This window comes from Flavobacterium sp. JAS (assembly GCF_020991455.1).
Lineage (GTDB): Bacteria > Bacteroidota > Bacteroidia > Flavobacteriales > Flavobacteriaceae > Flavobacterium.
The window spans coordinates 314367-327093 of sequence record NZ_JAJMOX010000008.1 but is presented as its reverse complement, the minus strand read 5'-3'; the positions used below and the strand labels follow the sequence as shown (position 1 = coordinate 327093).

The following is a 12727-nucleotide window of genomic DNA, read 5'->3' as shown; positions in this document are numbered from 1 at the left end:
CCGGAGGGACACGCCCAAATAAGCATAAAAAAACAGCTTAAAGTATAAAGTGATGAAACTTTGAACCTTAAGCCGTTTTAATAAAATTATTATGTTGTTATGCAGTCAAAGCTTCTTTGATTCTGCGTAACGCTTCTTTTAAAATGTCATTGCTTGTTGCGTAAGAGAAACGAATACAATTTGGGTTTCCGAAAGCGTCACCTGTTACAGTTGCTACATTAGCTTCAGCTAAAAGATACATTGAAAGATCGTTTGCGTCTTTGATTTCGGTTCCTCTTAATGTTTTTCCAAAGTAAGAAGAAACGTCTGGGAATACATAAAATGCTCCTTCTGGAACGTTGATTTTTATTCCTGGAATTTCTTTTAATAATCCAACAACTAAATCTCTACGGCCATGAAAAGCCTCAACCATGTGGTTTAATACGCTAGGGTCAGCATCTACAGCAGTAATTGTAGCGCGTTGTGCCACAGAATTTGCTCCTGAAGTTACTTGTCCTTGAATTTTTGTACACGCTTTTGCGATGAATTCTGGTGCTCCAATGTAACCAATTCTGTATCCTGTCATTGCGAATGCTTTTGCAACTCCGTTTACAGTGATTGTTTTTTCTAGCATTCCCGGAATTGAACCGATGCTGCAGAAAGTTCCTGAGAAATTAATGTGCTCATAAATTTCGTCAGCAACTACGTATATATTTGGGTGTTTTTCTAACACTTTTGCAAGAGCTGTTAACTCTTCTCTGCTGTACACAGATCCAGATGGGTTACAAGGAGAACTGAACCACATCATTTTTGTTTTTGGTGTGATTGCCGCTTCTAATTGTGCTGGTGTAATTTTAAAATCAGTATCTACAGACGTTGGAACTTCAACAGGAACTCCACCAGAAAGTTTTACAATTTCGAAATAAGAAACCCAGTAAGGTGCAGGTAAAATAACCTCGTCACCATCGTTTAACATTACTTGCGCAATGTTGTATAAAGATTGTTTTGCTCCCGTAGAAACTACAATTTGAGTTGGTTTGTATTCTAAATTATTGTCTCTTTTGAATTTTCTGCATATAGCTTCTCTCAATTCTAAAAAACCTTCAACTGGAGAATAAGTACTGTAATTTTCATCTACTGCTTTTTTTACAGCTTCTTTAATAAAATCAGGTGTATTAAAGTCAGGCTCGCCTAAACTTAAACTGATAATGTCTTTTCCCTGTGCTTTTAGTTCGCGTGCTAAAGCAGCCATTGCTAATGTTTGTGATGTCGCTAAGTTGTTGATTCTGTCTGAAAGAATATGATTCATTATAAATTTTTTGAATGTCCTTAATTTCAACTTTAATTAAGGAAGGTTAATTATTAATAGATTTTATGCTAGTTCAGGTTTCATTCCAAGATCTTTAAGATGCTTGTAATGTGCAATAACAGCTCCTCTCATGGTTCTGAATTCATGATATGGCAAGTTGCATTCGATTGCTGTTTGTTTTACGATTTCGGCAATTTTTCCATAGTGTATATGACTGATGTTTGGAAAAATATGGTGCTCAATTTGGTGATTTAATCCTCCTGTAAACCAGTTGATTATTTTGTTTTTTGGAGCAAAATTTGCTGTTGTGTACAATTGGTGGATTGCCCAGGTGTTTTCCATTTCTCCATCTTCATTAGGAACCGGATTTGAAGTTTCCTCCACTACGTGTGCTAATTGAAAAACGATACTTAAAATTAATCCTGCAGTATAATGCATTACAAAAAATCCAATAACAACTTTCCACCATGTTACGCCTAAGATCATTGGCAAAGCCATCCAGATTAAAACGTAGATTATTTTTGTGATTACTAAAACGGTCCATAATTTAGTTGGACTTTGTGGTGTTCCGTAAGATAATTTTCTTTTCAGGTAATTTTTCATTTGCTTGAAATCGGTTGTTAAAGCCCAATTAAAAGTCAAAAGTCCGTATAAGAAGAAAGAATAATAATGTTGAAATTTATGAAAACGGTGCCATTCGGCATTTTGTGTAAAACGGATAATTCTTCCGGCATCAAGATCTTCATCATGTCCGTGAATATTAGTATAAGTATGGTGAAGTACATTGTGTTGTACTTGCCAGTTGTGTACATTTCCGGCTAGTACATAGATGCTTCCACCCATAATTTTGTTGATCCAAGATTTAGACGAGTAAGATCCATGATTTCCATCGTGCATTACGTTCATTCCAATTCCGGCCATTCCAACTCCCATTAGAATGTTTAAAAGCAATTGTGCCCAAAATGGCATGTCTAGCGTTAAGATCAAAAAGTATGGCGTTAGAAAAACAGCAAAAAGAATAACAGCTTTTAAGTGCAGCTTCCAGTTTCCGGTTTTCTGAATGTTGTTCTCCTTGAAGTAATTGTTTACTCGTGAGTTAAGTGTTCTGAAGAACTTCAGATTGTCTTGCTTAGCAAATGTAGGCGCAGTGTTATTCATAATTAATTTAAATAGGTTTCAAAGGTAATTATTATAAATTTTCAATTTGCAAAATTGAGTTAAATATTTCAATCGTAAAGTAGTACTTTTGTTAAAAAATTAGAGCAATGGATGAGATATTGAAATATTTTCCGGATTTGACCGATATTCAAATCGAACAATTTCAAAAATTAGACTTTTTATACCACGATTGGAATGAAAAAATCAATGTTATTTCGCGTAAAGATATTGATGCCTTATATATTAAACACATTTTGCACTCGCTTGGAATTGCAAAAATCATGAAGTTTGAGCCGGGAGCAACTGTTCTTGATGTTGGAACCGGCGGAGGTTTTCCGGGGATTCCATTGGCGATTCTTTTTCCGGAAACACGTTTTTATTTAATTGATGTTATTGCCAAAAAAATTAAAGTGGTTCAGGGTGTTGTTGATGCATTAGAATTAAAAAATGTAAAAGCAGAACAAAAACGTGCTGAATTGGTAAAAGGAGATTTCGATTTTATCGTGAGCCGTGCCGTAACCAACATGCCTGATTTTGTTTCGTGGATAAAAGATAAAATCAAAAAGCAACACAAACACACTTTGAAAAATGGTATCCTATATCTTAAAGGAGGCGATTTGGCAGAAGAACTAAAAGATTTTCCGAAAGCGACTTTATATGACTTATCAACCATTTTTGAAGATGAGTTTTTTGAAACCAAAAAAGTAGTGCATTTGCCTTTAAAATTTACAGTGTAATTTTTAATCGAACTTCTTACAATAATTAAACCCGATAAGTACTTTTAAGTATTTTATCGGGTTTTTGCATATCAAAAGTGAATAATAATTAAGATGCTTTTTGTGATAATTGTAAAAATGGATTTGCTTTAGGATCTAAATTTTCAATGAAAGCTGTAAGTGCGTTTTCTGAGTTTTCTGGTGTGAACTCGAACTCAGGGTTAAAGAAAAAGTCGCGGCAAATAACTGGTTCGTTTGATGAATCATAGATAGCTTCATCAGTTTCATCTAAGTCATTGTAGTTGTATGTAGATGGATATAAACGATTTAATTCTATTATTGTATCATTGAACCATTTATCAAAACACTTCTCTTTAGGTGTTACGTATCGCGCTAATAGAACCAATCCAATAATTTCATTTTGAATAAAGTATGAACCTTTTCTATATCTTACATCAATCATTCTAACATTCATTAGCGCAATCCAAATAGGTCCGTTTACAGAACCTGATGCCGGCATATCAAGATTCTGGTCAAAGAATAAAGGTGTTGTATTTTCGGGATTGTCTATTGAGCACCAAAGTGCTTCTATGCGTTGTTGTATATCATTTGCTGATTTAGTATATCCTGAAAAACGGCAATGGATCCATTCTAATAAAGCAGCTGCAAGTCCAACAGTGGCTTTGTGATTAATACCGTTTAAGACATTTTCCAGTTCTATATTTTCGTCTAGTGGATCTAGAAACTGGTGTATTCTTTTTCGTGTCCATTTAAAATCAATTGGATGACCTATGCTTTTTGATTTTAAAATAATGTCCGGAGTATTTAAGCTTTTCATTTTTGTTATTATTTTTATTTTTGTAAGTTTTATTATTTATAATGAGTTGATTTTTAATTGCTTTGAATCAATTTCATCTAATTTTAAAAATTGTTTTTATTTGAGGCAAATTTATTGGGATGCTTATTTCTTTAGTGTTCTAATAAGTTTTTTGTTGATGTATGTGATTGAGAATCAATATAATAAGAAAAGTACTGCAATTTGTTGCGAATATGAAATTATGATGTTGTTATACAGTGAAATAGAATTGATGAATTGTATATTTCTAAATTGCTGTAATTGAATAACTTCTTTTTTATAGTTTTGATTTCCGCGAGCCCCATTAAAACTTAGAAATATGAAGAATGCATTCTATAAAATGAGCTTATTAATTACACTTTTTAGTTTAAATGCATTTTGTCAGACTAAAGAATCGGAAGGAAATGTATCTGTATCAATTGCAAAAATGGTTCCTTTAAAAGAAAAAGTATTAACTGCTGAATAGTAAAAAGCCTAATTTTGAAAGAAATGCTGGATAATGGCGAAGTAATTTTCTTGTAAATGGCTAGCAGTAAAAAAACAAAATCCGAATCTTATAATTAAGTAAGATTCGGATTTTTTTATTTTAGAATAATTGTTTCCAGGTGATTCAACCAATTTTCTTTATAACTGGTTCCAATTGGAATTTCTATTGTGTTTATTTCAATTTCGTTTTTAGAATATGCCGTCAGTTTTTTTGTCTGAATAATGAAAGAACGATGAATCCGAACAAAATTAGAATTTAGCAATTTTTCAAAGACTGAAATGTTTTGTTTAATATGATGCGATTTTCCGTTTTCAAGATGAATGGTGATGTAATCTTTTAAACTTTCGATGTACAGAATTTCGTCAAAGATAATCTTGATGTTCTTGCTGCCGCTGGTTACAAAAATATGATTTTCAGTTGCTGCGCTGATTTCTTTCTTTGGAGTTTGTAATTGTTTGAATTTTTCGATTGAAACAAAAAAACGATCAAAAGTTATTGGTTTCAAAAGGTAATCTATAACGTTGAGTTCATATCCTTCAATTGCATATTCTCGATAAGCAGTTGTAAAAATCACTTTTGGCGGATTTTTAAGTTTCTTCAAAAAGTCATTTCCTTTTAGTAAAGGCATTTCAATATCCAGAAAAATCAAATCGACGGTATTTGTTTCCAAAAATGTATAGGCTTTTAATGCATTTTCAAACGAATCGATTAGCTCGAAACTTTCAAAATTTGCTAAATGAGAAGCAATTAATTCTCTTGCCAAAGGCTCGTCGTCAACAATAATACATTTGTGTTTCATTCCAAAAAGAATAAATATTTTAAAATCTAATTTAGCAGTTTTGAGTTGTTTTTTGTTACTCTTTCCAAAACTTCTTTTGCATTTTTATTTTCAGGATTAAGCTCAAGCGATTTTTTGTACATCTTGATACCTTCTTCTTTTTGATCTGTTTTCAATAATGCTTCTCCATAACTGTCATACACATTTGCACTTGCAGGATTAAGAAGCATGTTAAGTTTGAAAATTTCTGCTGCTTTTTGATTTTCATTTTTCCCAAGCAATCGATAGCCCCAGGTATTCAAATCATCTTCAGAGTGGTTGAAAGCAATATCCTCAGCTTTTTCTTCATTGTTGGCTGTTATGGCATATTGCAAAGCACGCTCCTGAATTTCAGATTTTTGTTTAGAAGTATTGGCGTACATTTTTGCAATTGCTGTAATTACTAAAGGCGGATTACCAACCCAAATACCGTGACCGCAACCATTTGCAGTAATGCCGGTAACGTTGGGATTATTAGCAACAAATTTTTTATGACATTCTTTCCAGCGTTCAATTTCTTCGGTTGCTTTTAAGAAAGGGATTCCGTTGACGAAATCAACAACCGGAATACTTTGCGGGATCGAAATTTTACTCATTATTTTTACGGTTTCAATAATTGTTGCCGACATAAAATAAGTTCCTTTATTATTTTTCTTCCATTGTGAAATTAATTCGTCTTGTGTAGCGACTACTTTTTCGATAACACCGTCTTCATAATAATTATGATTCACATCAATTAAAACAATTCCTTTAACTAATTTAGGATGTCTGGAAGCGTAAAGTGCAGAAAGATAACCTCCATAAGAATGAGAAACTAACAAGATTTCTTTATCATAGCCCAATTTTTTAAGCCCTTTTTCCAGATCTTCAATACTGCTTATAATACCATGTTTTGATTCGTCAGTTTGTAAGGTATCGATTGTACTTTTTCCAAAACCTGCACGGTCGTAGGTTATTAAAGGAGCATTTGTAATAGTTGATAGATTCTCCAAAATAGAATTCCAAACAGAACCATCATTTCCTCCACCCGAATCAAAAAGAATTGGAGTTCCGTTGCCTTTTACGATCTTGAAATGTAATTTATGATTTCCAACATCGACCAAAGTATCTACGGATTTAGATTGGCTGCTTGCAGAGATAAAAGAACAAAAAAGGAATAGATTAATTAAATGTTTCTTCATAAGATTAGATAGTGGTTTTGGTTTAAAGAGTAAGATAAAGTTTGACAGTATAATTATACTGGGTTTCCTCAATTTCTAATTGATGTTTTTTTGGATACAATAAATCAAGTTGCTTTCGAACATTTTCGAGTCCAATTTTTGATTTATCCGAAATTCGGGAAAATTCATTTTTAGGCTTTGTGTTTTCGATACTAAAAATGATTTGTTGTTTTTTACTTTCTAAATGCAAGCGAATTATTGCTTTTTCGGTTTCATTAATTACCCCATGTTTAAAGGCATTTTCTATAAAAGTCAATACAATTAATGGCGAAATTTTATGATTATACTGAATGTGTTTAGTAAATAAAATATTTAATCTGTTTTCGCTATAGCGGAGTTTTTCCAATGCAATATAATTTTCGATTAAGGCGATTTCTTTTTCGATCGAAACATAATCTTCGTTGCAACGGTATAATACAAAATCCAGAATTTCAGATAATTTAGCAATTACTTCAGGCGCTTTATCATCTTTTTTTAAGGTTAAAGTGTATAAATTATTTAAAGTATTAAACAAAAAATGTGGATTTAATTGATTCTTTAAAACCTTTAATTCCATTGATTTTTTTTCTTCTTCCAGTTTTAATAGACGTTGTTGTTTGCGGTTAAAACTTATAAAACCTAAGATAATAACGGGATAAGTAATAAAAGAAAATTCTCTTAAAATCAGTTTTCCTGAAGTCAGTCTTTCAGGAACTGTCATCTTATGTCCAAACCAATCTTTAAAGAAATCCGGAAATTTTGGTTCGAGATAATAAAACTTTAAAATCATTAAAAGAGCAAAAACAAAATAAAGCCAGCCTAGAGCCGAAACAATAAAAAGCAGGTATCTTTTTTTGTTTAATATGTTTGGGATAATCCAATATATTAAGCCATAACCAACAGATGCTTGTGCTAAAATTTTAAAGGTGTAAATAAATGTAAAGTCATAATAATTTTCATTATCAGACTTATTGGAAATATAAAAGAATAAAAAGAAAATCCAGTAGATACAATGAAGTGCAATTCTTTTTAAATCCAGTTTTTTGATGAAATTCATAAGGTATTTTAATTGGGGGCAAGATAGCAAAATATAGAAGTAAGCTTTGTTTGTTGCTATAAATAATGAGTTTTTGCTTTCAAAAACAGCATTTCAGCATACGAACACAATTGAATTGAATTATTCATTATTTGAATGCTAAAATGACCTTTTCAACTGCGCTTGTAGTTCTCAGAACTTCTTCCAGTTATATTCGCTTAAAAAGCAATTATGATCAAACTTATCCTTGTATTGGTGGCGCTTCTAAGTGAAATGCTAAAGTAAAATCTCTTAAAAATAATAAACCAACCTAAAAACGAAATGAAAAGAATAATTAAAAACGCAATCGGTATTCTGATTTTAATGAGTACTTCAAATTTATTTTCTCAAGAAAACAAACAAGAAATTAAATATAATGAAACTTCTAAAGTAATCAAGCCTACTTTGTTTGCAGACTTAGGTGAAACTTGCCAAACTCCAGACGGAATGGCTCTGGATAAAAAAGGAAATTTGTTTCTGGCTATTACAAACCCAATTTCATTTGAAAAGTATGGAAGTAAAATTTTAACTTTTGATAAAAATGATAAACCTATAACCTGGTTCGACAAATTGCCATTGCATCCTGTTACACAAAAAGTACACCCAATGGGAATGGAATTTGGACCTGATGGGAATTTATATATAATGGACAATCAGTTTTTTACCAGAAATGAGAATTTCTCCAGATTAATCAGAGTTATTGTAAAAGACGGAAAACCAATAAATGCGGAGGTTTTGGCCGAAGGATTTAATTTTGGAGAAGCGGTAAGATGGTCTAAAAACAGAGTTTATATAACTGATGCTTTGTTTGAAAACAGAAGAGAAAGCGGTATTTATAGTTTTTCATTGGAAGAATTAAACAAGAAAAATATCGTTTTGAATCCGTCAAATAAGAAAGATTATCTAATTGCCACTTTTACTTTAAAGCCTGAAGTTACCAAGAGATCTATCGGAATTGATGGAATTGCTTTTGATAAAAAAGGAAATTTATACGCCGGAAACTTTGGCGATGGCGTGATTACTAAAATGGAGTTTTTTGCAGATGGAAAATTGAAATCTAAAAAGGTTGTTTTTGATTCCGATAAATTAAAATGTTGTGATGGCTTTTTTTACGACGAAAAAAGAAACTCCATTTTTATAGCCAATTATGAAAATAATAGTGTGCATCAGCTGAATTTAGATACCAATACAATTTCATTGGTTTGGGAAAATGAAAACGCAAACGGTTCCGACGGACAATTAGATAATCCTTGTGAAACTATTGTCTACAAAGGAAAATTGCTGGTTGTGAATTATGATACTTTTGAAGGAGAAAAAAATAAAGAAGCAGATAGTTTTCATACTATTTCGAGTTTTGAATTATAGATTTTAAAGAAAAAAAATACTCAAAATGCTTTAGAGGTTAATGATTACATTATAGACAATAAATAAATCATATTATAAAGCAAAAGCCGAATCTTAATTAAAAGATTCGGCTTTTTATATTGACAAAGTTTCTAACTTGAAACCTGAAACTTTGAAACTTGAAACTAAAAAATTATCCTAAAAACGGGTATCTGTAATCTTCTGGAGTTACAAAAGTTTCTTTGATAGTTCTAGGAGAAGCCCAACGTAATAAGTTCAATGCAGAACCAGCTTTATCGTTAGTTCCTGAAGCTCTTGCTCCACCAAAAGGCTGCATTCCTACAACAGCTCCTGTTGGTTTATCGTTGATGTAGAAGTTACCTGCAGCATTTTGCAATTTCGTAGTTGCTACTTCAATAGCATAACGATCCTGGCTAAATACAGCTCCTGTCAAAGCATACTCAGAAGTAGTATCAACTAATTCTAAAGTTTCTTCCCATTTAGCATCTTCATAAACATAAATAGTAATTACCGGTCCGAATAATTCGGTTTCCATTGTAGTATATTTTGGGTTTGTAGTTACAATAACTGTTGGCTCAATAAAGTATCCAACTGATTTATCGTAATTTCCTCCAACAATAATTTCAGCGTCAGCATCTTTTTTAGCCTGGTCGATATAACTAGCTAATTTATCAAAAGAACCTTCGTGAATAACTGCAGTGATGAAGTTTCCGAAATCTTCCGGAGAACCCATTTTCATAGATTTTACATCAGCAATTAATTGTTCTTTTACAGCTGGCCATAAACTTTGTGGGATATAAGCTCTTGAAGCCGCAGAACATTTTTGCCCTTGAAATTCAAATGCTCCACGAACAATTCCTGTAGCCACTTGTTTTACGTTAGCACTTGGGTGTGCAATGATAAAATCTTTACCACCAGTTTCTCCAACGATTCTTGGATACGTTTTGTAATGGTGAATGTTTGCACCAATTTTAGCCCAGATATCTTTAAATACATGAGTTGATCCTGTAAAGTGAACTCCAGCGAAATCACGACTTGCTAAAACAGTATCAGTAATCATTAAAGCGTCTCCAAAAACAACATTGATAACTCCATCAGGAACACCAGCTTCTTTGAAAACTTCAATGATAATTTGTGTAGAGAAAACCTGGCTATCACTTGGTTTCCAGATCACAACGTTACCCATCATTGCAGCACTTGCAGGAAGATTTGCAGCAATAGCAGTAAAGTTGAAAGGAGTAATAGCGTAAACAAACCCTTCAAGAGGTCTGTATTCTAAACGATTCCAAGTTGTAGAATCTGATTTTGGCTGATCGTTATAAATTTGCGTCATGAATTCTACGTTGTAACGTAAAAAGTCAATTAATTCGCAAGAAGCATCAATTTCTGCCTGGTGAATATTTTTAGATTGTCCAATCATTGTAGCTGCGTTAATACGAGCTCTGTATGGACCTGCGATAAGTTCAGCAGCTTTTAAGAAAATAGCAGCACGTTGTTCCCATGCCATATTTGCCCATGCTTTTCTTGATTCAAGAGCATTAGCAATTGCTTTTTCGATATGTTGTTTTTCAGCTAAATGATAAGTTCCAACGATATGTTTGTGATCGTGTGGAGCTGACATTGTTCTTGTATTTCCAGTTCTGATCTCTTCGCTTCCGATATATAAAGGAACGTCAATTTTAGAATTCCACATTGTGGTATAAGCCGCCTGAACAGCTGCTTTTTCTGGTGAGTTAGGTGCGTAGCCTTTTACCGGTTCGTTTACCGCTTTTGGTACATGAAAGAATCCTTTTAGCATGTTATTTAAAATTAGATAATTAGACAATTTAGGCGTTAGACGATTTGATTGTTACGAATAATCTAACGTTGCACAAAAGTACAAAGGATAAATTAATAATTTGACAAATTTATGATTTAGATAACGATAAAAAATGCAGTTTTTAAACTATAATTTAGTTTAAGGCAAAAGGAGCACACATTCTAAAAGTTGGAACAATAACTTTGAATGTTTTTGTTGTAGTAAAATTGATCATATTAAAATGACCTTTCATCGCTCCATAAGGAGATGATAGCAAACAACCAGAACTATAAGTGTGATTTTCTCCAGGTTTTAAAACTGGTTTTTTTCCGATAACGCCTTCTCCGTCAACAACTTCTAAATCGTTTAGAGAGTCGAAAATTTCCCAGTGACGAGAAGTCAACTGAACAGAATCTTTGCTGTGATTTTCGATTGTAACAACATAACTAAAGGCAAAATGAATCTTGTAGTTCTTGAAGTAAGTACCTTCAAAACTAGTCAAAACAGATATTTTTATGCCTCTTGTAATTTGAGAAACCATACTAAAGTAGTATATATGTGTGCGTTATATGTGCAAATCTACAAAAAAAAATCATTCCGCCCGAAACCTTAACAATGTTTTAATGAATGAGGAGCAATGTTTTAATTTATGATGTTTATAGAGTTTGCATTTCCTTTTCCGATAACTCTTTGATAGCGATCAGAGGTTTCTTTGTAATAAACTAGTATGGTGTACTCATTTTCAGTTTGATAAAAATTTCCATCAATCGCATTTTCATTGTCAATCGCACCTTTTTTGTCGGCAATTGTGTATTGAAAATTAGTAAAACCCTGCTTAATCATAACCGCTTTTTCATATAATCCTTTTTCTGCATTATAATCCATTTTGTATTCCGGCGACAAGCTGTAATTGTTGAACATTCCGGTAATATAAATGTCTTTGGTTGATGATCTAAAAGTAGGAGCAGACAAGCTAAAATAAACCCAGGCATAATCAGCTTCGATTTCGTTACTGGCGGCGTTTATATTTTTGACAACAAAGTTTCCGTTCACATCCTGATTTAAAGTATAAATCTGATTGGCGCGTGCCAGATTTGTGTACAAATAAGAATTGTAGATGTCATTATTTGCACCAACTCTTGCTACGTTATTACTTCCGGCACGTATGTCTTTATTCTCAAAATATAAAAATTCGTTTCCGCCCCAAAACTGGGTTTCTTTATTATATTTATATACTAGTTGATTTCCGATTGTATATTGTGGTGGAATGTTTTTAATAGCGGTATTAAAATTCCCGTTTTGTAATAAAAGAACTTTTACGTTTTGTAATGGAGTCTGAAAAACAATGTCGTTTGACAATACTGCAAAATCCAGATTTTGTTTGTAGTCTATATTCGTAACATCGCGGCTTCTTTTTACCTGAGCCGTTACGGTCGAATGATCTTCGTACAAAATAAACTTTCTCGAAAAAACAACTTCTCTGTCTTCATTAAGAATCTTCAAAATATAGTTTCCTGAAATCCTCAATTCAGTAGTAAACTGATTTGGAAAAGGAAGTCGATAATGAGAGAAAACCTGAAGGGTGTTGAATGAATTCGAGTAATCTGTAATTCTCTGATTATCGAAACCTCTTATATAATCTGTTTTTGGAATATCAGTTGGAACCCAATTGTAATCACAATGTGTTACTTCAAAATAGTAATTAGCTTCATTACCAAATAAATCATCAAATTGAAATTGAAAAGTATCGCCCAATTGAAATATCGGAACAACATTATTACCGCCCTGAATAAAAGAAACAGTTTTGATATTGTATGGAGGAACTACTTCGGTTTGTACTTCCTGAGCTGTCGCAGAAGCAAAAATAAAAAGCAGAAGGAGATTTCTAAATAAAAATTTTGGCATCATATTACGTTGTAAGATTGTAAATATAACAATTTTATATAACGAATATGATGCCAATTTATT

At 32.5% G+C, this 12727-nt stretch carries 12 protein-coding genes; 3 read left to right on the top strand and 9 right to left on the bottom strand.

Annotated elements, in window-relative coordinates:
- Positions 1 to 97 precede the first annotated feature (97 nt).
- Together LPB88_RS14070 and LPB88_RS14065 are read right to left on the bottom strand one after the other, a co-directional pair.
- Positions 98 to 1288 carry a pyridoxal phosphate-dependent aminotransferase gene (locus LPB88_RS14070; RefSeq protein WP_089354208.1) on the bottom strand — a complete coding sequence of 397 codons (1191 nt, stop codon included), beginning with the start codon at positions 1286 to 1288 and terminating at the stop codon, positions 98 to 100.
- Between the two features lie 63 nt (positions 1289 to 1351).
- A complete protein-coding gene (locus LPB88_RS14065) occupies positions 1352 to 2446 on the bottom strand; it encodes an acyl-CoA desaturase (RefSeq protein WP_230716332.1) in 1095 nt (364 codons plus the stop codon).
- Between the two features lie 107 nt (positions 2447 to 2553).
- On the opposite strand from LPB88_RS14065, the gene rsmG reads away from it, so the two are divergent.
- Positions 2554 to 3183 carry a 16S rRNA (guanine(527)-N(7))-methyltransferase RsmG gene (gene rsmG, locus LPB88_RS14060; protein ID WP_230716331.1) on the top strand — a complete coding sequence of 210 codons (630 nt, stop codon included), beginning with the start codon at positions 2554 to 2556 and terminating at the stop codon, positions 3181 to 3183.
- Positions 3184 to 3271: 88 nt separating this feature from the next.
- Here rsmG and LPB88_RS14055 read toward each other — a convergent pair whose 3' ends face one another.
- Positions 3272 to 4000: a hypothetical protein gene (locus tag LPB88_RS14055; protein ID WP_230716330.1), complete on the bottom strand. Its 729-nt coding sequence runs from the start codon at positions 3998 to 4000 to the stop codon at positions 3272 to 3274.
- A 337-nt stretch (positions 4001 to 4337) separates the two neighbouring features.
- Between LPB88_RS14055 and LPB88_RS14050 the strand changes: the two genes are divergently transcribed.
- A complete protein-coding gene (locus LPB88_RS14050) occupies positions 4338 to 4484 on the top strand; it encodes a hypothetical protein (protein ID WP_230716329.1) in 147 nt (48 codons plus the stop codon).
- A gap of 115 nt (positions 4485 to 4599) precedes the next feature.
- On the opposite strand, the gene LPB88_RS14045 is transcribed toward LPB88_RS14050, so the two are convergent.
- Genes LPB88_RS14045 through LPB88_RS14035 form a run of 3 tightly spaced genes read right to left on the bottom strand, consistent with a single transcriptional unit; the run spans position 4600 to position 7578 of the window.
- On the bottom strand, positions 4600 to 5304 hold the full coding sequence (locus tag LPB88_RS14045; RefSeq protein ID WP_230716328.1) for a LytTR family DNA-binding domain-containing protein: 705 nt from the start codon (positions 5302 to 5304) through the stop codon (positions 4600 to 4602).
- A gap of 26 nt (positions 5305 to 5330) precedes the next feature.
- The gene (locus tag LPB88_RS14040; protein ID WP_230716327.1) at positions 5331 to 6503 is read right to left on the bottom strand and encodes an alpha/beta fold hydrolase; all 1173 of its coding nucleotides are present in this window, start codon (positions 6501 to 6503) and stop codon (positions 5331 to 5333) included.
- Between the two features lie 22 nt (positions 6504 to 6525).
- On the bottom strand, positions 6526 to 7578 hold the full coding sequence (locus LPB88_RS14035) for a sensor histidine kinase (protein WP_230716326.1): 1053 nt from the start codon (positions 7576 to 7578) through the stop codon (positions 6526 to 6528).
- Positions 7579 to 7878: 300 nt separating this feature from the next.
- On the opposite strand from LPB88_RS14035, the gene LPB88_RS14030 reads away from it, so the two are divergent.
- Positions 7879 to 8961: a hypothetical protein gene (locus LPB88_RS14030; RefSeq protein ID WP_230716325.1), complete on the top strand. Its 1083-nt coding sequence runs from the start codon at positions 7879 to 7881 to the stop codon at positions 8959 to 8961.
- Between the two features lie 172 nt (positions 8962 to 9133).
- On the opposite strand, the gene pruA is transcribed toward LPB88_RS14030, so the two are convergent.
- The 3 genes from pruA to LPB88_RS14015 form a co-directional block, all read right to left on the bottom strand.
- Positions 9134 to 10759 (bottom strand): L-glutamate gamma-semialdehyde dehydrogenase, encoded by a 1626-nt coding sequence (gene pruA / locus LPB88_RS14025; RefSeq protein ID WP_110836655.1) that lies wholly within the window; start codon positions 10757 to 10759, stop codon positions 9134 to 9136.
- A 154-nt stretch (positions 10760 to 10913) separates the two neighbouring features.
- Positions 10914 to 11300 (bottom strand): Co2+/Mg2+ efflux protein ApaG, encoded by a 387-nt coding sequence (gene apaG / locus LPB88_RS14020; protein WP_008467225.1) that lies wholly within the window; start codon positions 11298 to 11300, stop codon positions 10914 to 10916.
- A 101-nt stretch (positions 11301 to 11401) separates the two neighbouring features.
- Positions 11402 to 12664, bottom strand: a complete 1263-nt coding sequence (locus LPB88_RS14015; protein WP_230716356.1) for a DUF5103 domain-containing protein — start codon at positions 12662 to 12664, stop codon at positions 11402 to 11404.
- Positions 12665 to 12727: the final 63 nt, after the last annotated feature.

What these genes read in the sequence shown, in the direction of transcription:
- LPB88_RS14035 (WP_230716326.1), bottom strand. Translation starts at nt 7,578, where the DNA reads ATGAATTTCATCAAAAAACTGGATTTAAAAAGAATTGCACTTCATTGT.
- LPB88_RS14015 (WP_230716356.1), bottom strand. Translation starts at nt 12,664, where the DNA reads ATGCCAAAATTTTTATTTAGAAATCTCCTTCTGCTTTTTATTTTTGCT.
- rsmG (WP_230716331.1), top strand. Translation starts at nt 2,554, where the DNA reads ATGGATGAGATATTGAAATATTTTCCGGATTTGACCGATATTCAAATC.
- LPB88_RS14070 (WP_089354208.1), bottom strand. Translation starts at nt 1,288, where the DNA reads ATGAATCATATTCTTTCAGACAGAATCAACAACTTAGCGACATCACAA.
- LPB88_RS14030 (WP_230716325.1), top strand. Translation starts at nt 7,879, where the DNA reads ATGAAAAGAATAATTAAAAACGCAATCGGTATTCTGATTTTAATGAGT.
- LPB88_RS14040 (WP_230716327.1), bottom strand. Translation starts at nt 6,503, where the DNA reads ATGAAGAAACATTTAATTAATCTATTCCTTTTTTGTTCTTTTATCTCT.
- LPB88_RS14045 (WP_230716328.1), bottom strand. Translation starts at nt 5,304, where the DNA reads ATGAAACACAAATGTATTATTGTTGACGACGAGCCTTTGGCAAGAGAA.
- LPB88_RS14055 (WP_230716330.1), bottom strand. Translation starts at nt 4,000, where the DNA reads ATGAAAAGCTTAAATACTCCGGACATTATTTTAAAATCAAAAAGCATA.
- pruA (WP_110836655.1), bottom strand. Translation starts at nt 10,759, where the DNA reads ATGCTAAAAGGATTCTTTCATGTACCAAAAGCGGTAAACGAACCGGTA.
- LPB88_RS14065 (WP_230716332.1), bottom strand. Translation starts at nt 2,446, where the DNA reads ATGAATAACACTGCGCCTACATTTGCTAAGCAAGACAATCTGAAGTTC.
- apaG (WP_008467225.1), bottom strand. Translation starts at nt 11,300, where the DNA reads ATGGTTTCTCAAATTACAAGAGGCATAAAAATATCTGTTTTGACTAGT.
- LPB88_RS14050 (WP_230716329.1), top strand. Translation starts at nt 4,338, where the DNA reads ATGAAGAATGCATTCTATAAAATGAGCTTATTAATTACACTTTTTAGT.